Source organism: Pseudomonas sp. GM17 (assembly GCF_000282175.2).
GTDB lineage: Bacteria > Pseudomonadota > Gammaproteobacteria > Pseudomonadales > Pseudomonadaceae > Aquipseudomonas > Aquipseudomonas chlororaphis.
Genome location: NZ_CP124732.1, coordinates 510,308 through 534,122 on the forward strand (window position 1 = coordinate 510,308; position 23,815 = coordinate 534,122).

The following is a 23,815-nucleotide window of genomic DNA, read 5'->3' on the forward strand; positions in this document are numbered from 1 at the left end:
ACGTCCCTGTATTACGGCTGGGGCTGGACCACGGCCGGGTCAAGCTGCTGATAAGGTTGCAGAACGGTCTCGCGCTGCTCGCCCAGAACCCAGGCGAACCCCGAATACATCACCACCAGGCAGACCACCGTGAACAGCGCGACCATCCACCACGGCACGATGCGCACCAGGCTGCGGCGCTTGTCGTGCAAGCCTTCCCAGTGTGGCGACAGCTCGCGCGGCACGTCGCCACGCAACTGACGGATCTGCCGGTACAGCGCATCGCGAATGCCTTCGAGTTCGAGCATGCCGCGGGCCATGACCCGGTACTTACCCTCGAAGCCCAGCGACAGGCACAGGTACATCAGCTCCAGCATCGGCAGGTGCTTGACCGGGTTCTTCGACAGCCGGTCCAGCAGCTGGAAGAACTTCTCGCCACCGAAGGTCTCGTTGTGGAAGCTGCTGAGCAGGCTCATCTGCGACCACTCGCTTTCATTGCCCCAGGGGGTGGTGACCACCGCCTCGTCGACCACGGTGCACAGCACGTAGCGGGCGGCCATGACCTGGCTGCTTTCGGCGCCGTTGTGCAGGGCGCGCACCTCGAACAGCTTCAGGGCCGAGGTCAGGCGCTCGTTGAGCGCGTACAGGTCTTCGCGGGTGTCGCTGTGCTTGAGGCGCACCACTTCCGACAACAGGTCCGAGGCCGCCGCCACCAGCGCGTTCAGGCTGATGTTGAAGGCCTCGGCCGGGCGCAGGCGCGCGGCGTAGATCATCCGTTCTTCCAGTTGCTCGAAGCGCGGCGGCGCGGCGAAATCGGTCAGCGGACTCTGCGCCGGGCCATGGCCCTGGCGATCGAGCAGGACGGTCTTGTCGTCCTGGTTGTGTTCCATGTCCTTGATCATGTCGGTCAGTTCCTGATGGCCCAGAATTTCAGTTCAAGCTCGGCGAATTCGCCGGACACGTGGAAGGCGAAACCGCCGGAACGCTCCAGTTGCGCCAGGTCTTCGGAACTGAGTTCGAGGATGAAATAGGTTTTGTTGGAGTGGAACGCGATCTGCCGTGGCGCCACCGGCAAGGGTTTGACCTTGATCCCCGGCAGGTGCAGGTTGACCAGCTGGCGAATCCGCTCCACCGGGCCGACCTTGAGGTGCGCCGGCAAGCGATGGCGCAGTTCTTCGGAGTCGCAGTTGGCACTGGCGGCCAGGACGAACGAGGCCGAACCCAGCAGCTTGTGGTCGTGCAACGGCGACACGATGATCCCGTACTGACGCGCCTGCAGCACCAGCTCGATGGCGTGCTGTTCGAGCACCATCGACAGCACCTGGCGGATCGCGTCCATCAACTTGCGAAAGCTCGCGCCCTGGTCGCTGTGCTGGTAGCGGCTGTCCAGGCGCGGGCGCTTGCTGTCGCTGGCGAAAGTCGCCAGATCGCCGAGCATGGTCAGCAGCGTGCGGTACAGCTCTTCCGGGTGCACCTGCTCCAGGCCCAGGTAGTGGCGCAGCAGCAGTTCGGTGCGGTTGATCAGTTGCAGCATCATGAAGTCGCCGACTTCGGCACCGCCGACCTTGCCGTTGGAGCGGATCCGGTCGGCGATGGTGTCGCCGCGGTGGCTGAGCATGCTGATCACTTCTTTCAGGCACGACAGCAGGTAGCTCGAGGCATGGGCGTGGATGAAGGTCGGCACGAAGTCCGGGTCGAGGCTGATCACCCCGTCGGGCGTGGTGTCGAGGACTTCGCAGAGCTTGAGCTTCACATAGGCCTGGTCGCTCTGTTGCTCGCCCAGCAGCAGGCGGAAGTCCGGCCGGGCACAACTGACCTGGCTGCTGGAATCGTCGCCGGCGTTGGAGTCGGCCACTTCCGCCTCGTAGGCGGTGTAGCGCGCCAGCACGTCGGACTGCTCCGGACGGCGCGACTCGATGTGGTTGCCAGTCACCAGCGGCAAGGCCAGGTAGACCGGGGTGTTGCCGGTGTTCGGCGGCACGTCGAGGGCCAGCGGTTCGGTGTTGCCCCCCAGCTCGAACAGGCTGCCGTCGGGCAGGATGCCGGAGGCCTGGCTGATCACCAGCTTGCCCATGTTGAGGAACTGCAGGTCGATCTCCAGACTCAGGAATCCCCAGGAATAACTGCCCAGCAACTGGGTGCGGGTTTTCATCTGGTAGTCGTAGTAGCGATCGTTGTGCTGGAAGTGCTGCGGGCGCAGCAACATGCCTTCCTGCCAAATGACTTTATGCACGTTCATGATTACTTGTCCGCCTTGGCGAGCGTTGCGTTGCTGGTGCGGATACCGGCCTGGTCGAGGGTCAGATCGGCTTCGGTCAGCTCCACCGGAGTGAGCTGCACCACATAGCGCCACTGGGCTTCGGAGATATCGCGGTAGGCCGCCAGCACGCCGACGTAGCGGCTGCCTTCTTCGACGCTGAGCTTGAGTTCCACGGTTTCACCCGGGCGCAGTTCCAGTTCTTCGCTGGCCACCATGTCCGGCGCCAGGGACTCCTTGGCGCGCTCGTAGAGGCTGAAGAAATCGGCGTTCTCGAAGGCCACCGGATGCTTGAGCTCGATCAGCCGCACCACGATCGGCGACGGGCGACCGTTGAGGTCCGGGTTGAGCTGGTCGCTGGCGGTCAGCTTGAGGTTGAGCTTGGTCATGGTCGAGTACGGCGACAGCGACGAGCAACCGGCCAGCAACGCCAGGGCGGTCAGCATGGCCAGCGTCTTGAGTAACAGGGTCGAGCAGCGAGACATGCGCATCATCCTTGGTGTTCGGTGTGAAGGGTGGAGATCAGGCGGATCTGTTCTTCGTAGGCCTGGGCGAAGTCACGGGCCAGCAGGCGTTCGCTCCAGTCATCGTCCTGACGCAGGGCCTGGTGATAGCGGTTGTAGGCTCTCCAGCGGCTGCCGGAGGTGGCCAGCAACGGCTTGTTGTCACGCTCGAAACGCAGGGTCAGCTGCTGCGGCGAGAAATGCTCGAGGGTGCCGCGCACGGCCGCGCGGCTGGCGGTCAGCAGCGCCACCTGATGCGCCTGCAGATCGCGGAAGGCACGGGAGATCGCCTGCTCGGCCGGCAGCTGGCCAGGCTTGTTGCCTTGCAGCAGGATGCCCAGCGCTTCGCTGGCGTCCACGGCGAACTTCAGTGGGTTCTTGCTGCCGCCCTGGGCGGTGGTCAGGGCCAGGCGCAGTTCGTTTTTCAGCTCGCTGCGGGTGCGCAGGCTCTGCTGCAGGCCACCGATGCTTTGCTTGAGCAGGCGCGCGGCATCGATCGCCAGGGCTTCGCGGGCGTCGTGATCGAGGCCTTTGAGGTCCACCCCCAGCGCCGCGCCGAAATGCTCCCAGAAGCCTTCGCTCTGGCGTTCCACCGGGGCCGGCTCGACGGCGACCGGCGCCTCGGGCTGCGCCACCAGTTCCGGCACCAGCAGGCTTTCCATGTCGATGCGCGCATAGTCCGCGCGCTGGCGTGGTTCCTGGCGCGGCGTGTTGAGCGCGGTCAGCTCGTCGATTTCCGAATACACCCGCTCCTGCTGATCCAGCGCGTTGAGCGGGTCGAGGTCGAGGAATGCGTCATCGGGAATGATGCTGCCAGCGGCCTGCGGACGCCCGACTTCGGCGTCGAAGGTCGCCGGATCGCGCACCAGGCGCGCACGGATCTCGAAATCCCCCAGCACATAGATGCTGCCGTGCTCGATACGCTGCGGCTCGCCCTTGCGCAGGCGCGCGCCGCTGTCGCTGGCCTGGATACCGTTGCTGCTGGTATCGGTGAGGAAGAACGTACCGTCGCGGTAGCTGACGATCGCGTGGTGATTGGACAGGTGACGCTTGCGGTCCGGAATGATCCAGTCGCAATCCTCGCCCCGCCCGATCACCCCGCCGGCCTGCTTGAAGGTTTTGCTGCTCAACTCCGTGGGCACGAACTGCTTGGTGTTCAGCATTTCGAAAACCAGTTCCATGATGATGCTCCTTGCGGTCACTTGCCGCGATTGACCGCCTGCGGATCACCCAATGGGCGATAGGTGTTGTCGTTGAATTTGTAATTACCGCTACAGCCGCCGAGGCCGCTGAGAACGATCAGAGCCAGCAGGGCGGCTTGCCAGTGACGAACAGACATCAGAGGGTCTCCATGGGTAGACAATGCACAAAGCGCCGACCCTTGCGGGCGACGCCTGGCGAAACGAAAAAGGCGCTGGGGAAAGTCATGTCGCGCTAACCCTCGAAGTCGCCAAGATTGATGTTCAGCCGCCCGAGGCGGTACAGCAGCGTGCGCCTGGGCAACCCCAGCTCGCGGGCCGCCAGGGTCTGGTTGCCGTCGTTCTTGCGCAGGCAATCGAGCAGCAGATGACGCTCGACCTTCTCCAGGCGTTCGCGCAGGTTCAGCCCGGGTTCCTCCGGCAACGCTTCGATGCTCAGGGAGAAATGCTCGGCCAGCAGCTCGCCGCCTTCGCACAGCAGCACCGCCCGCTCCACCAGGCCCTTGAGCTCGCGCACGTTGCCCGGGAAGGTGTAGCCCGAGAGGTGATTGAGGGCGGTTTCCGACCAGCTCACCGGGTCGCGCTGGAGGAAGGCGCAGGCCTTGTCGGCGAAGTGCCGGGCCAGGTCGAGGATGTCGCCTTCGCGCTGGCGCAGGGCCGGCAGCTCGATCGGGAACTGCGCCAGGCGGTAGTACAGGTCCTCGCGGAACTTGCCCTCGCTGACCAGCACCGCCAGGTCGCGGTGGGTCGCGGCGATGATGCGCACGTCGATCTTGTGGGTGTCGTTGGAACCCAGCGGACGGATCTCGCCCTCCTGCAGCACGCGCAGCAGCTTGGCCTGCAGGGACAGCGGCATGTCGCCGATCTCGTCCAGCAACAGGGTGCCGCCATTGGCCGCGTCGAACAGCCCCGGACGGTCGCGATCGGCGCCGGTGAAGGCGCCCCTGCGGTAGCCGAATAGCTCGCTCTCCAGCAGGTTCTCCGGGAACGCCGCGCAGTTCTGCACGATGAACGCCTGGGAGCGCCGCGGGCCGTAGTCGTGGATGGCCCGCGCCACCACTTCCTTGCCGGTGCCGGTCTCGCCGCGCAGCAATACGGTGTAGGGGCTGTGCAGCACCTTGCTGATCAACTGGTAGGTCTGGCGCATGGCCGTGCTGTTGCCGATCAACCCGTAGCCGCTGGCGCTGACCGGGGTGCTGGCCACCGGCGCCGCGTCGCCCACCGGACGCCGCAGGCGTTGCAGCAGATGCAGTTGCCCGAGCACGAACGAGCCCAGTTGCCCCATGGAATCGGCGAAGCCCTGCAGGTCGACATGTTCGCGACTAGCGCACAGCAGCAGGCCTTCGACAGCCTTTTGCGTGTTCACCAGCGGCACGCACAACAGCGACTGCCAGGGTGTATCCCGGGCCGGCAGGAAGCTGGTTTCGTGCAGGCTGCCGCTCAGCCCCACCAGGCTCACCACGCGGTTCTGGCACAGGGCGAACTGCAATAGCTGCTCACCGTTGTAGTCCGCCGGCAGGCTCGCCGCTTCCCGCGGTTGCAGGATGCCGCCCAGGCATTCGGCGCTCAGGCCCAGCCGGGTATGAGTGGCATCGAGCAGGTACAGCTGGCTCAGCTCGCAACCGCTGAGCCCGGCCACGCCGCGCACGAAATCGCCCAGCAGCGCGCCACCGTCGGCCGCCCGCGACAGGCTGGCGAACTGCGCCAGCAGCGCCTCGGCGTAGATCAGCGGTTGCGGTACACGAGTGAACATCACACCCACCTCAGGCGAACTCGCAGGTCACGCCGCCGCTGCTGTCGAGCGTCGCGTGCACGCGCTTGAGGTTCTCGCCGGTGGCCATGGCGTCCAGCAGACGGTCGGCCACCAGCGGCAGTACGTGCAGGTCGAGCAAATGATCGATCAGGCGCGCGCCGCTTTCGCTCTGGGTGCAGCGCTCGGCCAGATGGTCGACCAGGTTCTGGCAGTGAGTGAAATCCAGCTGGCGACGGTTCAGGCGCTCACCTAAACGGCCCAGCTTGATTTCGATCAGTTCGCGCAGCACCGGGCCGCCCACCGGGTAGTACGGCACCACGCGCATGCGCGCCAGCAGCGCCGGCTTGAAGTGCTTGCTGAGCACCGGACGGATGGTCTCTTCCAGGGTCTCGGCGCTCGGCCGCTCGCCGTTCTCGCACAGCGCGCTGATGCGGTCGCTGGCCAGGTTCGAGGTCATCAGGATCAGCGTGTTGCGGAAGTCGATCTCGCGCCCTTCGCCGTCGTTGGCCACGCCCTTGTCGAAGATCTGATAGAACAGGTTGAGCACGTCCGGGTCGGCTTTCTCGACCTCGTCGAGCAGAATCACCGAATAGGGTTTTTGCCGCACCGCCTCGGTGAGCATCCCGCCTTCGCCGTAGCCGACGTAGCCTGGAGGCGCGCCGATCAGGCGCGACACGGTGTGCTTCTCCTGGAACTCGGACATGTTGATGGTGGTGATAAAGCGGTCGCCGCCGTACAGCAGGTCGGCCAGGGCCAGGGCGGTTTCGGTCTTGCCGACGCCGCTCGGGCCCACCAGCAGGAACACGCCCACCGGCGCGTCCGGCTTGTTCAGGCCAGCGGCGGTGGCGCGCATCGAACGATCCAGGGCGTGCACCGCCTGCTCCTGACCACGAATGCGCGCGCGCAGGTCGGTGGCGAAACTCGCGACCTTGGCGTTGTGCTCGCGGGCCAGTTGCGTCAGCGGCACGCCGGTCCAGGCACTGATCACTTCGGCCACCAGGCGCGGGCAGACTTCGAAGCTGACCAGGCGCTCCTGGCTCTGGGCATCGCTCAGGGCGCGATGGGTTTCGTTGAGGGCGGCTTCCAGCGCCTCGACGCTCTGCCCTTCTTCCACTTCAGCGGCAAGGGTTTCGATCACCGTACCTTCGGCATCTTCTTCAACGCTGACGGTCGGCTCTACCGCCGCGGCCTCGCGGGCCTTGGCCAGTTGCTGGCGCAGTTCGAGCAGGCGCTCGGCCAGGGTGCGCTGTTCGCTCCACAGGGTTTCCAGGGCTTGCTGCTCGGCCTCAGCCTCGGCCAGGCGGGCCTCCAGCGCGTCCAGGGCTTCCTGGTCGATCACCAGGCCGGCCTCGGCGTCGCGGCGCAGCGCCTGACGCTGACGGCCACCTTCGGCCAGCTCGCCACGCAGGCGCTCCAGGCTCTCCGGCGCCGCCGCCAGGCTGATGCGCACCCGGGCACAGGCGGTGTCGAGCACGTCCACCGCCTTGTCCGGCAGTTGGCGGCCGGCCAGGTAGCGGGCCGACAGTTCGGCCGCGGCCACCACCGCGTCGTCGCGCAGGTAGATACCGTGGCTTTTCTCGTAGACCTGGGCCAGGCCACGCAGGATGGTCACCGCCTCGCTGACGGTCGGCTCGTGCAGCTGCACCGGCTGGAAGCGACGGGCCAGGGCCGGGTCCTTCTCGAAGTACTTCTTGTACTCGGCCCAGGTGGTGGCGGCGATGGTGCGCAGCTCGCCACGGGCCAGGGCTGGCTTGAGCAGGTTGGCCGCGTCGGAACCGCCGGCGTTGCCACCGGCGCCGATCAGGGTGTGGGCTTCGTCGATAAACAGAATGATCGGCTTAGGCGAGGCCTTGACCTCGTCGATCACGCCCTTGAGGCGGCGCTCGAACTCGCCCTTCACGCTGGCGCCCGCTTGCAGCAGGCCCATGTCCAGCGACAGCAGCTCGACGCCCTTGAGCACTTGCGGCACTTCACCGGCGGCGATGCGCGAGGCCAGGCCTTCGACCACCGCGGTCTTACCGACGCCGGCCTCGCCGACCACGATCGGGTTGTTCTTGCGGCGACGGGCGAGGATGTCGACCATCTGGCGGATCGCGCCATCGCGGCACAGCACCGGGTCGAGCTTGCCCTCGCGCGCCTGCTGGGTCAGGTTGTGGGTGAAGCGCTGCAACAACGATTCGCCCGGCGCTGCCGGCTTGCCGCTGGCCGGCTCTTCCTTCTGTGACAGGGCGAAATCCTTCAGGCGCTCGATGTTCAGCTTGGCCAGCAGCGGCTGGTAACGGCTACCGGCATAACGCATCGGATTGCGCAGCAGCGCGAGGATCAGCGCCGCCTGCTCGACCTGGCTCTGGCCCAGCTCGAGGTTGGCCACCAGCAAGGCGTCCTGCAGCCACTGCACCAGCTCCGGGGCGAACACCGGGTTGCGCGAGGCGCTGTGTTCGACCCGCGATTGCAGCGCCGCGCTCAGCTCGCCGGCATCCACTTCGGCGTCCTGCAACGCGCGTGCGAGCAGGCCTTGCGGACGCTCCAGCAAGCCCAGCAGCAGGTCTTCGACCAGGATCTTGCTGCCGCCCCGGGCGACGCAGCGTTCGGCGGAGCTTTCCAGGTCACGGCGGGTTTCGGCGTCCAGCGCCTGGATCAGTTGCTGCAGGTCTACGTTGATCATGTCATCTGTCCTTAATGAATTTTGCTGCCCAGGGTCACCACGCCGTCCGCGCGTTCGCGGCCGAGCCAACTGGTCCACCCCAGGCGACAGGCGTTCTGCTCACCGATGCGCAGTTCGCGGATTTCTTCCTGGCGCAGGACCAGGCGAATGTCGTAGTCCAGCGGGTCACGCAGGGTGAACCGCACCAGCGCGCACAGCGGCTGGTAGCCGAAACCGATCGGCAGGAATTCGTGGAAGCGTTGCCAGTCGAGCTGGCGGATATGGATGCGGAACTTGCCGCTGCGGTCGCGCACCCGTTCGCCCAGCACCAGGTCTTCGCCGAGCTGGCTGTTGGCGCGGCCGAGGCGGTTGCGCTGCTCTTCGAGAATCTCCACCCGGCGCTCGATGCACTGCTCGATCACCAGGTCCGCATGCTTGAAGTAGTAGCGCAGCACGGCTTCGATCAATGCCGCCGAGTGGGCCCGCAGGCTGAGCAGGCCGAGGTACGGCAGCAGGCGCTTCCAGTTCAGTTCCTTGGCCTTGCGGATGTCTTCGCCGCCGAGGCCGATCAAGGCGAACAGCTGGGCGGAAAACGGGTCGAGCGCGCCGCTCTTGAAGCTGGCGCGGTAGCGGTACTTGCGCCAGATCGGCAGCATCAGCCGTTGCAGGCGATGGTGGAACAGGTCGAGGAAGTTGCGGGTCGGGTTGCCGTCTTCGCTGTCGCCCAGGGCTTGTTCACCGTAGAACGCCGGCAGCGGCGAGCCGGAACCGAACAACCCGATCAGGTTGAAACGCAGGCGCGCGCGCATCTGCCCGTGCTCTTCGAAAAACTCCACGCGATCGACGTCGCTGCCAGGGAAACCCAGGCTCGGATTGGCCTGGAATTCCAGCTGGTCGTAGAGATCCTCTTCGCTCAGGCCCGGGTGGGAATCGCGCAGCCGGTCCACCACCAGCAGCACGGCCTGAAACAGCGAGTACTCGCGAATGACCCGGGTCAGCCCGCTTAAAGCAGGGGCTGTAGACCCATACGTGGTGTCCATTGGTACACCTCTCCCTGTGTACTTTTTACCCGCAGCTCGTGGTACGAGTTGAGACTGGCGTAAAGAGCGAAAAACTCGTTGAGAACCGAGGCGAAGACGAACATGTCGCCTTCACCGATATAGCCTTCCGGATCGATGGTCAGCTCGGTGCGCAAACCGCGCAGCGGCAGGCCCCGATGCAGCCGGTCGACATGCTCGTGGCGGATCGACTTGAGCCCGCCCAGCAGGCGCTTGCTGACCTTTTCCAGGTGCTGGTCGTAGTAGCGCGGCAAGTCGTAGGTTTCGAGAATCACCTTGAGCGCATCGACGTTGGCCAGCGACAGATAGTTGAGCGACATGTTGCTGATCAGCTTCCACAGGAAGTCGCGGTTCAGCGGTGGCGCGTAGCTCGAGGTGGCCGGGGTGATGTTGCGGAAACTGAGGAACTCCGGGGTTTCCTCGCACGCCTGGTTGATCTCGCCGAGCTTGAGCCGGCGCGGCAGGTTCTGGTTGGTGCAGGTCAGCTCGATGGACAGGGTTTCGTGGGCTTCGGTGTGGCGGATGCCGAAGCTCAGGTAAGTGTCCAGGCCGTCGTGCAGCAGCGAGGAACGCTGGCGGATGCTGTAGTGCGGGCGGCTTTGCGGGACGTCGAAACTCGGGTCGTGCTCGAAGGATTCGAACGGCACGTATTCCTGGTAACCCAGGCCGCCGGGCTTCCAGCCGGTCACGGTTTCCACCGAGAATACGCCGCAGTTTTCCAGGTCGTACTCAGCCGGCAGCAGCAGGTACTCGTCCTGCTTGCCGTCGAGGCGGATCGGCAAGGCGTCGTGCTTGAACAGGTTGGCGATCGGCGTGCAATACAGCTTCACGTTGTCCAGGGTCGGCCGCAGGCGCTGGATGCCGCTCTTGCGGATGTCGAAGCGCACTTCCAGGCCGTGCAACTGCTTGAGGGTGTCCTCCGGCAGCGACTTGAGCAGGTCCAGGCCGTTCAGGTCGACGAACAGGAACTTGTCCTGGAAGGCGAAATACTCCTGCAGGTAGCGATAGCCGCGGAAGGTATTCAGCGGATACGGGATCAACGCCTCTTCCTCGGCAAAGCCCACCGGCTGCACGCGGTTGCCGGGCATCTTGAACGACATGGCATTGCCGCTGACACCCGGGAACGGCTTGCCGTCCATGCCCAGCGGCACCAGCTCGATGCCTTCGAGGTTGCGCAGCAGGCTCAGGTAGAGCATCTGGCTGATGTAGCGCTCGCCCGCCAGGTGCAGGCGCAGGCGGCTCAGGTTCAGCTCGCCGAGGTGGCCGTCGCAGCTCATCTCCAGGCGCAGGCTGAGCAGCGCGCCGTCGCCTTTCACCGAGTAGTTCAGCGCCGTCAGGTCCAGCGGCAGGACTTCGGTCGGGTAGCAGGTGCGGAAGCGGCAGCGCACGTCATCGATGGGCTTGCTCTCCACCGGCGTATCACGTTCCACGCGCAGGGCCGGCCCGGACTGCTTCAGCGGGTCGAACTGCAGAATGCTGAACGCCGGCAACGGCCGCATGTAGTTCGGCCACAGCAAGTGCATCAGCGAGTGGCTGAGTTCCGGCAGCTCGTCATCGAGCTTCTGCCGCAGGCGACCGGTGAGAAAGGCGAAACCTTCGAGCAGGCGCTCCACATCCGGATCCCGTCCGGCCTGGCCCAGGAACGGCGCCAGGGCCGGACTACGCTCGGCGAAACGGCGACCCAGCTGGCGCAGCGCGGTGAGTTCGCTTTGGTAGTAGTGGTTAAAGGACACGGGGGTTACCTGTCTGATCAATAATTTTTTAGTTCGAAAGCTGCACGCACTTCAATTCCGACCGCCCCATCGTTCCACAACCAATCGCGCAACTAACGCCAACCCGCTCATAGAAGCCGTAAGCCCACCATATGCAATTGCCCTTACCGGGTTATCCGGAAGAAAATAGAACAACACAACACCCAACATCAAAACCAACAGTAAAATTTTCAAATATATCTTCGGTACAAAAAAAACAACAAAGTTAACAAAAATAAAAAAATAAAACGTCAACTCAGCAGTACCACCTATCGCTGCTCCACGGTCTGTAAACCCGCCCATATTTTCTTTGTAGTAAGCAACGCCAAAATCATGAACAAAGAAATACAAAACACCAGCCAAAAAATAAACTACAGCGCCCGCAAAGATTTTCAATTTCATGGCTTCCACGTTTTATATTTCGCCAATGTGCCGGAATCAATCAAAGTTTTCAGTCGCGTAGCTGAAGATGGCTTGAATACTGTACTCGCCACCGTTGCCCCACTAGGCCCGAACCTCTGAGCACTCATCGGCCTTTTCTCAAGTACCAATTCAAAGTTTTCGGACGCCCATAAACATGCCCTTATGATTATGAAATTGTCGTATACGTTCTCACTTCCATTGTCACTTCCACCGAGTGTTCCATCAGCCCAGTCGAGTCCGGTCTGACCTGTTTTCAGAATCGCGGCATCAACCTCGCGGGTTTCCTCCCAGTACTTCCGGAAGGTATCCACCGCAAATGGAATCTGTCCCAGGCCGTCAGTCCAATAAGGATCACCTTCGACTAAGCAAAGTAGAAATTTAGCGCCCCCTTCAGATTGCTTTTTCCAATCCCCTGGCAGATTTCTGTAGTAAACAAAAGATGGTCGGTCAACAATTGCAAAATCTATAATCGTTTGCCATGTGTGCTGTTTGTAGGCATCGTACACCTCCGAGCCTTCAACACTACTCTTAGGATTTACCCATAGCCGCTCACGATAGAAGTCAGCCAACGGCTCAAACCATTGAATCTTTTCAGCGTAAAGTTTATCAGCACTTAAAATTCGAAATGGCTTATCACAGACATCAGGCCGCACTGCAAATAAAGGCATGCCATTGGAACGAGTCACCAACCAGATATCTGGAAGATGCAGATCCGCAGGATTTGTATCATTACTGGCAGTGGTTTTATTATCCAGCCTTAATGCAGTAGTACCATTTTCCGTAACAAAGGTGTAAGGCACACCATCAACTTCAACTATTGTTTCCAAGGCCTTACTCCGACGTTACAAAAATCGAGACAGCCTCAGGATTCTGCCCCGTAGAAAAACAGCCAGTTTTTCCGGCCTGTGCAGTACCGAACTTTTCTATCCCACTTTCGGACGTGATTCGGTAACTCAACCCATCTACCGCCTTCCCACTGGCCGTTTTAAAGGCAAACACTCGATTGAAAACACCGGGAATAACTACCGGCAACGGCGGCACAAACTGCGCTGGCGAATGCGAATTGCCGATAATCACCGTCCCCGAGCCGGCCGTGACTGTGTTGCCGTGGGTGCCCACCGAGCCGACAGTCGCCGCCGGCTTGCCATTGATCAGCACGGTAGTCGCCAGGCCACCGGACATCGCACCACCACACGCCGAGGCATCGCCCTGGCGGGCGGCCGCAAGGCCGTCGAAGAACACATCGCCGGAACCGGCGGCGATCGGGTTGGTTGCGTGGCCGGGGAGCGGGCAGGCGGTGGGGTCGCTGACGCGTGCTGCGGGTTTACCTGACATCCTCGTCTCCTTAACTGACCTTGACCTGACCGCTGCCATCCAGGCGCGCGGAAAAACTGACCTGGCGCTTGAACCCGTCCACCTCAAGCAGGCCTTCGATATTGAAAGCCAGCTTGAGCTGGTCGTGATCACGCGGCAGGGAAACGACACGCACGTTGCTCAGACGCGGCTCGTAGGCTTCGATGAAGCTTTCGATGGCCAGGCGGGCCTGGCTCAGGGCGTCGTGCAGGCTCAGGCGCATGTCGTTGAGATCGGGCAACCCGTAATCGGACAGCGTCTGCACGCTGCCCGCACGGGTGCTGAGCATCTTGCCCAGATGGGCAGCCACCGACGCCATGGCGGAAACCTCGCGGCTCCAGCCGACACGTTTGTCGGCCTCGCCACTCAGGCGCTCGAAAAGGCTGCCGTATCCGGTCATGACCTAGCTCCTGGTTACTCTTTGTCCAGCTTGCCAACCAGCGACAGGGTGAAATCGGCACCCATGTACTTGAAGTGCGGACGCACGTTCAGGCTGACGCGGTACCAGCCCGGCTCACCTTCCACATCGCTGACGATGATCTGCGCGGCGCGCAGCGGACGACGGCCACGCACTTCGGCGCTCGGGTTTTCCTGGTCGGCGACGTACTGGCGGATCCACTTGTTGAGTTCCAGCTCGAGGTCGGTACGTTCTTTCCACGAACCGAGTTGCTCGCGCTGCAGCACTTTGAGGTAGTGAGCCAGGCGGTTGACGATCATCATGTACGGCAGCTGGGTGCCGAGCTTGTAGTTCAGCTCCGCGGCCTTGCCTTCGGCGCTGATGCCGAAGAACTTCGGCTTCTGCACCGAGCTTGCGGAGAAGAACGCCGCGTTGTCGCTGCCTTTGCGCATGGTCAGGGAGATGAAGCCTTCCTCGGCCAGTTCGTATTCACGACGGTCGCTGACCAGTACCTCAGTCGGGATCTTGGTTTCGATTTCGCCCATGCTTTCGAAGTGGTGCAGCGGCAGGTCTTCTACCGCGCCACCGCTCTGCGGGCCGATGATGTTCGGGCACCAGCGGAACTTGGCGAAGCTGTCGGTCAGCTTGGTACCGAACGCGTACGCGGTGTTGCCCCACAGGTAATGCTCGTGGCTGTTGGCAACGGTTTCCTTGTAGACGAAGGATTTGACCGGGTTCTCTTCCGGATCGTACGGGTTGCGCAGCAGGAAGCGCGGTACGGTCAGGCCGATGTAGCGCGAGTCTTCCGACTGGCGGAAGCTCTGCCATTTGGCAAATTGCGGGCCTTCGAAGTGATCTTTCAGATCCTTCAGGTCCGGCAGGCCGGTGAAGCTTTCCAGACCGAAGAATTTCGGACCGGCCGCAGCGATGAACGGCGCGTGGGACATGCAGGCAACGCTGGACACGTATTGCATCAGCTTCACGTCTGGCGAGCTTGGCGACATGAAGTAGTTGGCGATGATCGCGCCCACCGGCTGGCCACCGAACTGGCCGTATTCAGCGGTGTAGATGTGCTTGTACAGGCCGGCCTGCATCACTTCCGGCGAATCTTCGAAGTCGTCCAGCAGGTCCTGCTTGGAGACGTTGAGGATTTCGATCTTGATGTTTTCGCGGAAGTTGGTGCGGTCGACCAGCAACTGCAGGCCACGCCAGGCCGATTCCAGGGACTGGAAGTCTTCGTGGTGAAGGATTTCGTCCATCTGGCGGCTGAGCTTGGCATCGATCTCGGCGATCATGCGGTCAACCATGGCCTTCTTGACTGGCTCGCCATCGTTCTGAGGCTTGAGCAGCTCTTCGATGAAGGCCGACACGCCGCGCTTGGCGATGTCGTAGGCTTCGTCGTCCGGAGTCAGGCGGGTTTCGGCGATGATGCTGTCGAGAATGCTGTACTCGCCGTTCTCGTTGCTTTTCTGTTGTGCTGCACTAGTGCTCATAGTGTTTGGCTTCCTTGACTGATAGAGACTCAGGCTTCGGTGGCTGCGGCGTTCAGGCCCAGCTCACCGAGTACACGACCGCGCGATTCGTCGTCGGCGAGTACGCCTTCGATGGCTTTACGGAATGCAGGGGCGTTACCCAGCGGACCCTTGAGGGCCACCAACGCGTCGCGCAGTTCCATCAGTTTTTTCAGCTCAGGCACTTGCTCGACCAGGCTGGCCGGGTTGAAGTCCTTCATCGAGTTGACGCGCAGCTTGACCGCCAGCTCTTCGGTGTCGCCCTCTTCCTGAAGACGGTTAGGCACGCTCAGCGTCAGGCTCAGCTCCTGCTTGGCCAGCACTTCGTCGAACGTCATTTTGTCGATGCTGATCGGCTTGCGGTCTTCCACTTTGCGCTCGTCCACGCGCTGGGTGTAATCACCGATTGCCAGTAGCTTCAACGGCAGTTCAATCTCTTCCTGAGCACCGCCGGTGGCGGGTTTGAAGGTGACGTTGATGCGTTCCTTGGGGGCTACCGAGCCTTCTTTGGCCATGGCTTTTCTCCTTGCGGTTGTTGGCCCTGGGGCCTATTCGAGTACCACTTCGAGGTCGAGGTGGCACAGCCTGCGATAAATCTCTTCCTTGCGTTCTCGCACTGCGTGGTTCTGCGGCAACAACTCACAGCAGCTATGCAGGAGGTGCAGCACTTCCAACGCAAGATCCGGCTCCCAGGCATGCAGGCCCGAGCTCAGTAATTCTTGATCGAGGGTTTCGAGCTGGGTCTTGGCCAGCTCGTATTTCTTGGCCATGAAGCACAGCCGCGCCAGGCTGAACTGCCAGAAAAACCTCACCCGCCCGCCATGGGCGTTCTGCAGGCCTTGCTTAAGGATCTGCACGGCGGCCTTGAGGCCGTCCTTGCGCAGGATCGGCAAGACCTCTTCGAGGGCTTCTTCCCAGGCAGGCTGGCTGGCGGTCGCTTCGACCTTGCGCGGCGCGCTGGCGCTTTGCAGATGGGGCATGACATGGGCGCTGATCCAGCCGCGGGTGGCCGGGTCGGCGAAAGGCGCGCCGTCGTGGAAACGCAACTCGACCACCCCCGGCAGGCGCTGCAACAGGAGCGCGAAGTGAAACTCCACTTCGCGCATCGCCTGGTCGGCGTTCAGCCCCTGCAGGCATTCCCAGACCATGCGCTGGCCGTCGAACCAGAACGGCGCCCTGGCCAGGCTGGCTTCGAGTTCCACCAGCAGGTCGGCGTATTGCCCATTGGCAAAACGCTCCTGGTAGGTCTTGAGCTTGTCGGCCGGCAGCCCGCGCAACGCAGTGATCTGCTCGGCGTTGCGCTCCGGGACGGCATCGATGGGCAACCACAGCATGGTGCGGTTCAGGCGCAGGGCGCGTACGTCAGTGGCCTTCTGCTTGAGCCACCAGGCGCTCAGTGGACGGGCGTTTTCCTGCATCGCACGCAGGGCCTTCTGCGCTTCCTTCTCGTTGTCGATCGGCGCGCCAGGCGTGAACAGCTGGGTCGCGGCCTGCTTGACCTGGGCCACCACCGCGCCCACGGCGCCGGGTTCTGGCTGATTGTCGGCGGCGCGCTGGACCATGGTCGACAGCCGCCGGCAGATCGGCAGCAGCAAGGGCGCGTTGTCACCCAGATGCTCGGTGAGCGCGGCATCGAGCCCTTCCAGGTGTTCCACCAGACGGCGGAACAGCGGCAACTGCTCCTTGATCGCGACGTTTTCGCCCAGCACCTGCTCGAGACGCGGCACCAGCCAGCCGACGGCGGCAGCCCGGGTACGCAGCTTGGCGGGGTGGATCTGCGCCCAATGCTGTTCGCACAGGTGCTGCAGAAGACCAAGGCCGGCCAGCAGGCCGGGGAAGGATTCACGCTGATACAAGGCCCAGGTGAGCCAGGCGGCCACCCGCAGATCCTTGGACTGGGTACGCAGCAGCGCGTCACTGTTCTCGAGGATTTTCAGCCAGTCGATCTGACCGCTTTCGTGCATGGATTGGGCTTTGCCCAGCTCACTTTCCAGTGCCTCGTATTCGCTGGAGAAGCGAACGTCCTCGCCCGCAAAACTCTCTTTGGAAACAGAGGCCTTGGCGAGTTCGAGGTAATGGGCAGAAAGTTTACTTGAGTAGGACATCCATGGCCTTTTTCGAGATTACGGTCTATACGCCCGCGAGACATTTTTCGCGTGCTTGACAGTATCAAAGAGCGTACTCATCCAATTGAGCCTGCTCTTTCAAGAGCGCGCATCGTAATCAGTATGATGGCCACTAGCAAGCATCCCCTCAAACAACAAGACGAACTGTCATCGGCTGTTCGTAAGAGATTGCCTTATATATGGCAGGGTTTCCCCCTAGACAACCAGTTGAATCCCTATTCCAACCAGCAACGCCAGAAGCTGCGGGCCAGAGCCTTGCGCGATATAAACCAGAGAGCGATTCAATGATTAAGGGGTAATGCCAGGCAGAATCGAAAGTGCCGGGTACGGAAATAAATCCTAATTCTGAACTTTTATGAAAGAGTGCAGTCGCGGACGCCTCTAACTTTGTAAAGTGCCACCAATATGATGGCACTCAAGACGATAGTTTGCCATCAAACAGTCTGTATGTTTTTTGAGCAATACAGATGTAGTTCCTCGCGAAACTTGCTGCATGCATTCCCGTTCTTTATATGCCGAACAACCATCCATAAAAAATGGGCATCCGAATTATCGGCTTGCCCATTTTTCAATACGGTTCTCCCTACTATCGAGGGAGTTCGCAACAGTTATGGATTGACGCTGTCTTTCAGCGATTTGCCTGGCTTGAAGGCTACGGTGTTGCTGGCCTTGATCTTCACCGGCTCACCGGTTTGCGGGTTCTTGCCGGTACGGGCGCCACGGTGACGCTGCAGGAAGGTTCCAAAACCTACCAGGGTGACGCTGTCTTTGCGATGCAGGGCGCCGGTGATCTCTTCGAGAACGGCATTGAGAACGCGGTTGGCTTGTTCTTTGGTCAGATCCGCTTTTTCAGCAATTGCAGCGGCGAGTTCTGGTTTACGCATAGTGAAGCCTCTTTGACGGTTTTTTGTTGTTATGTCCGTGCTGTTCTTCCGGAACAGCGCCCAAGGCGCCGCAGGCTCTACTCTGCGGCAGACGGGTGTGAGGATGGCACGCAGTTAGGAGTGGCGCCAGTCTCTGCGCGACCTTTGTAGTGGCAAACACATGATTATTCCGACAGAACGACCGGTATTTAGGCCAACAAGCCGGGAAGCTCTTTGTTCAGGGCCAGTTTGTCCATGACCGCGGCCCCGGTCAGCGCATAGCCCAGCAGTTTGCCGCTGGCATCGCGGCACAGCGCCTTGATGTCGGCGCCCTGCCCTTCGACCGTCCACACGCCCTCCAGGCCGCGTGGCGGTGGCGAAACCACCAGCGGGCAGACCGGGGTTTTCACGGTGATCGGCATCGGGCCATAGCTGACCGCCGTCGGGTTACCCGCCAGGGTCTGCGCCAGCGCTCGCGCACAGCTCATGAGGGGCATGACGTACAACAGATTCAGCCCATCGACCTCGGCGCAGTCGCCCAAGGCATAAATGTTGGCGTGGGAGGTCTTGAGATGCCGGTCGACCACCACCCCACGGTTGACCATCACCCCCGCGGCGGCGGCCAGGTCAATGCGCGGACGCAGGCCGATCGCCGACACCACCAGATCGCAGGCAATCACTTCACCGTCGGACAGATGTGCCTCGAGGCCATCCGCCGTGCGCTGCAAGCGATTGAGTACCGGCCCCAGATGGAAGCGCGCGCCCAGGCTTTCCAGCCCGGCCTGCACCGCGGCGGCGGCCGCAGGGTGCAGCAACGTCGGCATGACCTGCTCGCAAGGCGCCACCAGGTCCACTGCATAACCGCCGAGGATCAGGTCGTTGGCGAACTCGCAGCCGATCAGGCCGGCGCCCAGCAGCAGCACCCGGCGCTTGCCGGCCGCAGCCGCGCGAAAGCGCGCGTAGTCTTCCAGGTCATTGATCGGGAAGATCAGGTCGCCAGCATCGCCCTCCACCGGTACGCGCACGGTTTCCGCGCCCCAGGCCAGGATCAGGTCGCGGTAGTTCACCGCTTCTTCACCCATCCACAGGCGCTTGTGGCCAGGGTCGATGCCGCTGATGCGGGTATGGGTGCGCACCTCGGCCTTCAATTGCTCGGCCATGGCGCCGGGCTCGGCCATACTCAGGCCGTCGGCTTCCTTGTTCTTGCCGAAGCCGGTGGACAGCATCGGCTTGGAATAGGAACGCCCGTCATCGGCGGTGATCAGCAGCAGCGGCGTTTCGCTATCGAGCTTGCGAAACTCCCGGGCCAGGTTGTAGCCGGCCAGCCCGGTGCCCACGATGACGACAGGTGCGTTCATTCCTTACTCCTTCAGGTTCAGGGGATCACAGGGTGTGATCAGCCGATTTCGATCATTTCGAAATCCATTTTGCCGACGCCGCAATCCGGGCAGAGCCAGTCTTCAGGCACGTCTTCCCAGCGGGTACCGGGCAAGATTCCGTCGTCCGGCCAGCCATCGGCTTCGTTGTAGATCAGGCCGCAGACCACACATTGCCACTTTTTCATTTACGCGTTTCCTCAGGTTCTCAGGCTGTTGCCGGCGGGATGGTCGATGAATCGACTCTGGATGACGCCAGGGGGCGCGTCCGGCCCAGCGCGTTTTGTACTGATGAGCACCGACGGATGCAAGCACGTTCGCTGCAGGCGGCCGCTCCATTGCGGAAAAATCGCCTGGCACCATGCTAAGCTCGCGGCCTCATTTGCTGCCAATAATGACCCACTGTGCCGCACTCAATCTCTGCATTTTCCACCCCGGACTGGCTCTCGCAAAGCCGGCTGACACCCCTCCCCGACGTACAGACCCTCGACTGGCTGTTCGATGAAGGTTCGCTGACCCGGCGCCTGACCCGTCTCTCCAATGACGGTTTCAGCGTGACGCCGCTGGTCGAGGGCTGGCAGACCCTGCGCGCCGACGAATGCGCCGCGCTGGACCTGCCGCCGGGCAGCCAGGGCTGGGTACGCGAGGTGTATCTGCGCGGTCACGGCCAGGCCTGGGTATTCGCCCGCAGCGTGGCGGCCCGCAGCGCCCTGCAGGATGGCGGGCTGAACATGGACGAGTTGGGCAGCCGCTCCCTGGGCGAGCTGCTGTTCTGTGACCAGGCCTTTCAGCGCCGCCCCATCGAGGTCTGCCATTACCCACGCCCGTGGCTGCCCGACGAGGTGCAGGCCGATGACCTCTGGGCCCGCCGTTCGCGCTTCGATCGCGCAGCCCTGAGCGTGCTGGTCGCCGAAATCTTCCTGCCGTCCCTGTGGAGCGCCGTCGGCGCCCAGCCGGAGAACCGCTGATGTATCAGAGCCTGCTCAAATCCCTCAACCGCCTGAATCCGCGTGCCTGGGACTTCATTCAGCTGACCCGCATGGACAAGCCGATCGGCATCTACTTGCTGCTCTGGCCGACCCTCTGGGCCCTGTGGATTGCCGGCGAAGGCTCGCCATCGCTGGCCAATATCGTGATTTTCGTCCTCGGCGTGACCCTCACCCGCGCTGGCGGCTGCGTGATCAACGACTGGGCCGACCGCAAGGTCGACGGCCACGTGAAACGCACCGAACAGCGCCCGCTGGTCAGCGGCAAGATCAGCTCCAGGGAGGCCCTGGTGTTCTTCGCCGTGCTGATGTTCATCAGCTTCCTGCTGGTGCTGTGCACCAACGCGACGACCATCTGGCTGTCGCTGGGCGGCCTGGCCCTGGCGGCCAGCTACCCCTTCATGAAGCGTTACACCTATTACCCGCAAGTGGTGCTGGGCGCAGCGTTCTCCTGGGGCATCCCGATGGCCTTTACCGCCGAGACCGGCGAGCTGCCGGCCACCGCCTGGCTGCTGTACATCGCCAACCTGCTGTGGACCGTGGGTTATGACACCTATTACGCAATGACCGACCGCGACGACGACCTGAAGATCGGGGTGAAATCCACCGCGATCCTGTTCGGCGAAGCCGACCGGGTAATCATCCTGACCCTGCAGGGCCTGGCGCTGGTGTGCCTGCTGCTGGCGGGTGCGCGTTTCGAGTTGGGTATCTGGTTCCACCTGGGCCTGCTGGTGGCGGCCGGGTGTTTTGCCTGGGAGTTCTGGTACACCCGCGATCGCGACCGGATGAAGTGCTTCAAGGCCTTCCTGCATAACCACTGGGCGGGGTTGGCGATTTTCCTGGGGATAGTCGTGGATTACGCGGTGCGCTGAAGATCGTGATCGCGGGCCAGCCTCACTCCTACCGCTTCTGTAGGAGCGAGGCTGGCCCGCGAAGAAACACTACGATCAATCAGGCTTGGCCACTTTCCAGGCGCCATCCATCTTGCCGTCGCCGGTCATGTCACCGGCTTTCTTGTCCATCACGAAGGTATACAGCGGCTTGCCGTCGTAGGCCCACTGCATGGAGCCGTCGTCACGCTTGATGACGGTCCACTCGCCCATCGCCTTGTCACCGCTGGCGGCCATCAGCGGCGGCCAGTTGGCGGCGCACTTGTCGTTGCACATGGACTTGCCGCCGCTGTCCTTGGCAAAGGTGTACAAGGTCATGCCCTTGTGGTCGACGAACATGCCGTCTTTGGTCATCGCCGGTTCCGCAGCGAACGCCAACCCCGGCAGGGCCAGCGCAGCGCTCAGCAACAGGGCTTTCCAGGATTGCGTGTGTTGAGTCATGGAAACCTTCTTTGGTGGTTGTCAGGATTCGGACCCAAAGCTTAGTCCACGAATGCAGCCCTCGCACCAGCACCTAAAATACTGTCACACGACTGCAATAATTCCGTTATCTAATGCGGCGCAAGACAGTTAAATGACAAGAGGATTAAGCATGGTTGGCAGGAGCATTCTGATCGTTGACGACGAAGCGCCCATTCGCGAAATGATCGCCGTTGCGTTGGAAATGGCCGGCTACGACTGCCTGGAGGCGGAGAACTCCCAGCAGGCCCATGCCATCATCGTCGACCGCAAGCCCGACCTGATCCTGCTCGACTGGATGCTACCCGGCACCTCCGGCATCGAGCTGGCGCGGCGCCTGAAACGCGATGAACTGACCGGTGACATCCCGATCATCATGCTCACCGCCAAGGGCGAAGAGGACAACAAGATCCAGGGCCTGGAAGTCGGCGCCGACGACTACATCACCAAGCCATTCTCCCCTCGCGAGCTGGTCGCGCGCCTCAAGGCCGTGCTGCGCCGCGCTGGCCCGACCGACGGCGAGGCACCGATCGAAGTCGGCGGCCTGCTGCTGGACCCGATCAGCCACCGCGTGACCATCGATGGCAAACCGGCCGAGATGGGCCCGACCGAATACCGCCTGCTGCAATTCTTCATGACCCACCAGGAACGCGCCTACACCCGCGGCCAGTTGCTGGACCAGGTCTGGGGCGGCAACGTCTATGTCGAAGAGCGTACCGTCGACGTGCATATCCGCCGCCTGCGCAAAGCCTTGGGCGATGCCTACGAGAATCTGGTACAAACCGTGCGCGGCACCGGCTACCGTTTTTCCACCAAGGCCTGAAGCCGGCCCCTTATTCGCCAGACGCTTACAAGGACGCGTGTTAAGTGAACCAGAACTGGCATGGCACCCTGATTCGCCACATGCTGCTGTTGGTCACCGGCTGCCTGCTGGTGGGCCTGATCAGCGGCTACTACGGCTGGAGCCTGGCCATCGGCCTGGGGATCTACCTGGCCTGGACCCTCAAGCAACTGCTGCGCCTGCACGAATGGCTGCGCCTGCACCAACCCGATGAAGCACCGCCCGATGGCTACGGCCTGTGGGGCGAGGTGTTCGACAGCATCTACCACCTGCAACGCCGCGACCAACGGGTGCGCGGGCGCCTGCAAGCGGTGATCGACCGGGTCCAGGAGTCCACCGCGGCACTGAAAGACGCGGTGATCATGCTCGACAGCGACGGCAACCTGGAGTGGTGGAACCGCGCCGCGGAAACCCTGCTGGGCCTGAAGACCCCGCAGGACAGCGGCCAGCCGGTGACCAACCTGGTGCGCCATCCACGCTTCAAGGAATATTTCGAGCAGGACAATTACAACGAGCCGCTGGAAATCCCCTCGCCGACCAACGACCGGGTACGCATCCAGCTGTACATCACCCGCTATGGCAACAACGAACACCTGATGCTGGTGCGCGACGTGACCCGCATCCACCAGCTGGAACAGATGCGCAAAGACTTCATCGCCAACGTCTCCCACGAGCTGCGCACGCCGCTGACGGTGATCTGCGGCTACCTGGAAACCCTGCTCGACAACGTCGAGGAAGTGAATCCGCGCTGGAGCCGCGCCCTGCAGCAGATGCAGCAGCAAGGCGGGCGCATGCAGACCCTGCTCAACGACCTGCTGCTGTTGGCCAAGCTGGAAGCCACCGACTACCCATCGGACAACCAGCCGGTGCCGATCGATGTGCTACTGCAATCGATCAAGAGCGATGCCCAGGCGCTGTCCGGGGAGCGCAACCAGCGCATCACCCTGGAAGCCGATGCGCAGATCCAGCTCAAGGGTAGCGAGGCGGAACTGCGCAGCGCCTTTTCCAACCTGGTGTTCAACGCCGTGAAATACACCCCGGCCGAGGGCAACATCCGCATCCGCTGGTGGGGCGACGAGCAAGGCGCGCACCTGAGCGTGCAGGATTCGGGGATCGGCATCGACAGCAAGCACTTGCCACGCCTGACCGAACGCTTCTACCGGGTCGACTCCAGCCGCAACTCCAACACCGGCGGCACTGGCCTGGGCCTGGCCATCGTCAAGCATGTGCTGCTGCGCCATCGGGCGCGCCTGGAGATCAGCAGCGTACCGGGCCACGGCAGCACTTTTACCTGCCATTTCGCCCCGGCCCAGGTGAAAAGATTGCGTGCCGACACCCTGACCGACCAGCGGTGACAGCCACGCGCCACTAGGCAATCGCCCTGCCAGCCGCTACATTGGCTGGCTTGCGCCGGCCATTGCGCCGCGCATTTCTCTCTTTTTCGAA

General features: G+C 62.5%; 24 protein-coding genes. 4 read left to right on the plus strand and 20 right to left on the minus strand.

The window, feature by feature from the left end; all coding sequences use genetic code 11:
* Positions 1-11: 11 nt before the first annotated feature.
* The 19 genes from icmH to PMI20_RS02430 form a co-directional block, all read right to left on the minus strand.
* Entirely contained in the window at positions 12-881 is an 870-nt protein-coding gene (icmH, locus tag PMI20_RS02340; protein WP_007930266.1) for a type IVB secretion system protein IcmH/DotU, read from the minus strand.
* A 5-nt stretch (positions 882-886) separates the two neighbouring features.
* Positions 887-2,218, minus strand: coding sequence for a type VI secretion system baseplate subunit TssK (gene tssK / locus PMI20_RS02345; RefSeq protein ID WP_007930267.1), 1,332 nt, complete (start codon positions 2,216-2,218; stop codon positions 887-889).
* A 2-nt stretch (positions 2,219-2,220) separates the two neighbouring features.
* Complete coding sequence (gene tssJ / locus PMI20_RS02350; protein WP_007930268.1) at positions 2,221-2,721, minus strand: type VI secretion system lipoprotein TssJ; 501 nt, start codon at positions 2,719-2,721, stop codon at positions 2,221-2,223.
* Positions 2,722-2,726: 5 nt separating this feature from the next.
* Complete coding sequence (tagH, locus tag PMI20_RS02355) at positions 2,727-3,920, minus strand: type VI secretion system-associated FHA domain protein TagH (protein ID WP_007930269.1); 1,194 nt, start codon at positions 3,918-3,920, stop codon at positions 2,727-2,729.
* 17 nt (positions 3,921-3,937) lie between these two features.
* Positions 3,938-4,078 (minus strand): hypothetical protein, encoded by a 141-nt coding sequence (locus PMI20_RS02360; protein ID WP_007930271.1) that lies wholly within the window; start codon positions 4,076-4,078, stop codon positions 3,938-3,940.
* A 95-nt stretch (positions 4,079-4,173) separates the two neighbouring features.
* Positions 4,174-5,691 carry a sigma-54 interaction domain-containing protein gene (locus tag PMI20_RS02365; protein WP_007930274.1) on the minus strand — a complete coding sequence of 506 codons (1,518 nt, stop codon included), beginning with the start codon at positions 5,689-5,691 and terminating at the stop codon, positions 4,174-4,176.
* A 10-nt stretch (positions 5,692-5,701) separates the two neighbouring features.
* Positions 5,702-8,356: a type VI secretion system ATPase TssH gene (tssH, locus tag PMI20_RS02370; protein WP_007930275.1), complete on the minus strand. Its 2,655-nt coding sequence runs from the start codon at positions 8,354-8,356 to the stop codon at positions 5,702-5,704.
* A gap of 11 nt (positions 8,357-8,367) precedes the next feature.
* Positions 8,368-9,375 (minus strand): type VI secretion system baseplate subunit TssG, encoded by a 1,008-nt coding sequence (gene tssG, locus PMI20_RS02375; RefSeq protein WP_007930277.1) that lies wholly within the window; start codon positions 9,373-9,375, stop codon positions 8,368-8,370.
* A complete protein-coding gene (gene tssF, locus PMI20_RS02380; protein WP_007930278.1) occupies positions 9,339-11,126 on the minus strand; it encodes a type VI secretion system baseplate subunit TssF in 1,788 nt (595 codons plus the stop codon). Before tssF ends, tssG begins: the two co-directional genes overlap by 37 nt.
* Before the next feature lie 51 nt (positions 11,127-11,177).
* On the minus strand, positions 11,178-11,546 hold the full coding sequence (locus PMI20_RS02385) for a hypothetical protein (protein WP_081502476.1): 369 nt from the start codon (positions 11,544-11,546) through the stop codon (positions 11,178-11,180).
* Positions 11,543-12,394, minus strand: coding sequence for a hypothetical protein (locus PMI20_RS02390; protein ID WP_007930279.1), 852 nt, complete (start codon positions 12,392-12,394; stop codon positions 11,543-11,545). The genes PMI20_RS02385 and PMI20_RS02390 overlap by 4 nt, the downstream gene beginning before the upstream one ends.
* 4 nt (positions 12,395-12,398) lie before the next feature.
* Positions 12,399-12,902 (minus strand): PAAR domain-containing protein, encoded by a 504-nt coding sequence (locus PMI20_RS02395; protein WP_007930280.1) that lies wholly within the window; start codon positions 12,900-12,902, stop codon positions 12,399-12,401.
* Between the two features lie 10 nt (positions 12,903-12,912).
* A complete protein-coding gene (gene tssE / locus PMI20_RS02400) occupies positions 12,913-13,320 on the minus strand; it encodes a type VI secretion system baseplate subunit TssE (protein WP_007930282.1) in 408 nt (135 codons plus the stop codon).
* 14 nt (positions 13,321-13,334) lie between these two features.
* Complete coding sequence (gene tssC / locus PMI20_RS02405; protein ID WP_007930285.1) at positions 13,335-14,810, minus strand: type VI secretion system contractile sheath large subunit; 1,476 nt, start codon at positions 14,808-14,810, stop codon at positions 13,335-13,337.
* A 29-nt stretch (positions 14,811-14,839) separates the two neighbouring features.
* Positions 14,840-15,343: a type VI secretion system contractile sheath small subunit gene (gene tssB, locus PMI20_RS02410; RefSeq protein ID WP_007930286.1), complete on the minus strand. Its 504-nt coding sequence runs from the start codon at positions 15,341-15,343 to the stop codon at positions 14,840-14,842.
* 33 nt (positions 15,344-15,376) lie between these two features.
* Positions 15,377-16,933: a type VI secretion system protein TssA gene (gene tssA / locus PMI20_RS02415; RefSeq protein WP_007930288.1), complete on the minus strand. Its 1,557-nt coding sequence runs from the start codon at positions 16,931-16,933 to the stop codon at positions 15,377-15,379.
* A gap of 629 nt (positions 16,934-17,562) precedes the next feature.
* Positions 17,563-17,838 carry an HU family DNA-binding protein gene (locus tag PMI20_RS02420; protein ID WP_003213368.1) on the minus strand — a complete coding sequence of 92 codons (276 nt, stop codon included), beginning with the start codon at positions 17,836-17,838 and terminating at the stop codon, positions 17,563-17,565.
* A 188-nt stretch (positions 17,839-18,026) separates the two neighbouring features.
* Positions 18,027-19,175 carry an NAD(P)/FAD-dependent oxidoreductase gene (locus PMI20_RS02425; protein WP_007930289.1) on the minus strand — a complete coding sequence of 383 codons (1,149 nt, stop codon included), beginning with the start codon at positions 19,173-19,175 and terminating at the stop codon, positions 18,027-18,029.
* Positions 19,176-19,213: 38 nt separating this feature from the next.
* A complete protein-coding gene (locus PMI20_RS02430; protein ID WP_007930291.1) occupies positions 19,214-19,381 on the minus strand; it encodes a rubredoxin in 168 nt (55 codons plus the stop codon).
* 216 nt (positions 19,382-19,597) lie between these two features.
* Here PMI20_RS02430 and PMI20_RS02435 point away from each other — a divergent pair, with 216 nt between their 5' ends.
* Together PMI20_RS02435 and ubiA are read left to right on the plus strand one after the other, a co-directional pair.
* Positions 19,598-20,161 (plus strand): chorismate--pyruvate lyase family protein, encoded by a 564-nt coding sequence (locus PMI20_RS02435; protein ID WP_007930293.1) that lies wholly within the window; start codon positions 19,598-19,600, stop codon positions 20,159-20,161.
* A complete protein-coding gene (ubiA, locus tag PMI20_RS02440) occupies positions 20,161-21,051 on the plus strand; it encodes a 4-hydroxybenzoate octaprenyltransferase (protein ID WP_007930295.1) in 891 nt (296 codons plus the stop codon). The genes PMI20_RS02435 and ubiA overlap by 1 nt, the downstream gene beginning before the upstream one ends.
* A 75-nt stretch (positions 21,052-21,126) precedes the next feature.
* On the opposite strand, the gene PMI20_RS02445 is transcribed toward ubiA, so the two are convergent.
* Entirely contained in the window at positions 21,127-21,510 is a 384-nt protein-coding gene (locus PMI20_RS02445; RefSeq protein ID WP_007930297.1) for a COG4315 family predicted lipoprotein, read from the minus strand.
* A gap of 151 nt (positions 21,511-21,661) precedes the next feature.
* On the opposite strand from PMI20_RS02445, the gene phoB reads away from it, so the two are divergent.
* Together phoB and phoR are read left to right on the plus strand one after the other, a co-directional pair.
* Positions 21,662-22,351, plus strand: a complete 690-nt coding sequence (gene phoB, locus PMI20_RS02450; protein WP_007896474.1) for a phosphate regulon transcriptional regulator PhoB — start codon at positions 21,662-21,664, stop codon at positions 22,349-22,351.
* Positions 22,352-22,431: 80 nt separating this feature from the next.
* Positions 22,432-23,724 (plus strand): phosphate regulon sensor histidine kinase PhoR, encoded by a 1,293-nt coding sequence (phoR, locus tag PMI20_RS02455; RefSeq protein WP_238543455.1) that lies wholly within the window; start codon positions 22,432-22,434, stop codon positions 23,722-23,724.
* Positions 23,725-23,815 lie beyond the last annotated feature (91 nt).

Excerpts from the sequence above, each read along its gene's own strand:
- tagH (WP_007930269.1), bottom strand. The coding sequence starts at position 3,920 with ATGGAACTGGTTTTCGAAATGCTGAACACCAAGCAGTTCGTGCCCACG.
- PMI20_RS02430 (WP_007930291.1), bottom strand. The coding sequence starts at position 19,381 with ATGAAAAAGTGGCAATGTGTGGTCTGCGGCCTGATCTACAACGAAGCC.
- tssK (WP_007930267.1), bottom strand. The coding sequence starts at position 2,218 with ATGAACGTGCATAAAGTCATTTGGCAGGAAGGCATGTTGCTGCGCCCG.
- phoR (WP_238543455.1), top strand. The coding sequence starts at position 22,432 with ATGCTGCTGTTGGTCACCGGCTGCCTGCTGGTGGGCCTGATCAGCGGC.
- PMI20_RS02395 (WP_007930280.1), bottom strand. The coding sequence starts at position 12,902 with ATGTCAGGTAAACCCGCAGCACGCGTCAGCGACCCCACCGCCTGCCCG.
- tssA (WP_007930288.1), bottom strand. The coding sequence starts at position 16,933 with ATGTCCTACTCAAGTAAACTTTCTGCCCATTACCTCGAACTCGCCAAG.
- ubiA (WP_007930295.1), top strand. The coding sequence starts at position 20,161 with ATGTATCAGAGCCTGCTCAAATCCCTCAACCGCCTGAATCCGCGTGCC.
- PMI20_RS02360 (WP_007930271.1), bottom strand. The coding sequence starts at position 4,078 with ATGTCTGTTCGTCACTGGCAAGCCGCCCTGCTGGCTCTGATCGTTCTC.
- tssC (WP_007930285.1), bottom strand. The coding sequence starts at position 14,810 with ATGAGCACTAGTGCAGCACAACAGAAAAGCAACGAGAACGGCGAGTAC.
- tssH (WP_007930275.1), bottom strand. The coding sequence starts at position 8,356 with ATGATCAACGTAGACCTGCAGCAACTGATCCAGGCGCTGGACGCCGAA.
- PMI20_RS02385 (WP_081502476.1), bottom strand. The coding sequence starts at position 11,546 with ATGAAATTGAAAATCTTTGCGGGCGCTGTAGTTTATTTTTTGGCTGGT.
- icmH (WP_007930266.1), bottom strand. The coding sequence starts at position 881 with ATGATCAAGGACATGGAACACAACCAGGACGACAAGACCGTCCTGCTC.
- phoB (WP_007896474.1), top strand. The coding sequence starts at position 21,662 with ATGGTTGGCAGGAGCATTCTGATCGTTGACGACGAAGCGCCCATTCGC.
- tssB (WP_007930286.1), bottom strand. The coding sequence starts at position 15,343 with ATGGCCAAAGAAGGCTCGGTAGCCCCCAAGGAACGCATCAACGTCACC.
- tssE (WP_007930282.1), bottom strand. The coding sequence starts at position 13,320 with ATGACCGGATACGGCAGCCTTTTCGAGCGCCTGAGTGGCGAGGCCGAC.
- PMI20_RS02365 (WP_007930274.1), bottom strand. The coding sequence starts at position 5,691 with ATGTTCACTCGTGTACCGCAACCGCTGATCTACGCCGAGGCGCTGCTG.
- PMI20_RS02425 (WP_007930289.1), bottom strand. The coding sequence starts at position 19,175 with ATGAACGCACCTGTCGTCATCGTGGGCACCGGGCTGGCCGGCTACAAC.
- tssG (WP_007930277.1), bottom strand. The coding sequence starts at position 9,375 with ATGGACACCACGTATGGGTCTACAGCCCCTGCTTTAAGCGGGCTGACC.
- PMI20_RS02420 (WP_003213368.1), bottom strand. The coding sequence starts at position 17,838 with ATGCGTAAACCAGAACTCGCCGCTGCAATTGCTGAAAAAGCGGATCTG.
- PMI20_RS02445 (WP_007930297.1), bottom strand. The coding sequence starts at position 21,510 with ATGACTCAACACACGCAATCCTGGAAAGCCCTGTTGCTGAGCGCTGCG.
- tssJ (WP_007930268.1), bottom strand. The coding sequence starts at position 2,721 with ATGTCTCGCTGCTCGACCCTGTTACTCAAGACGCTGGCCATGCTGACC.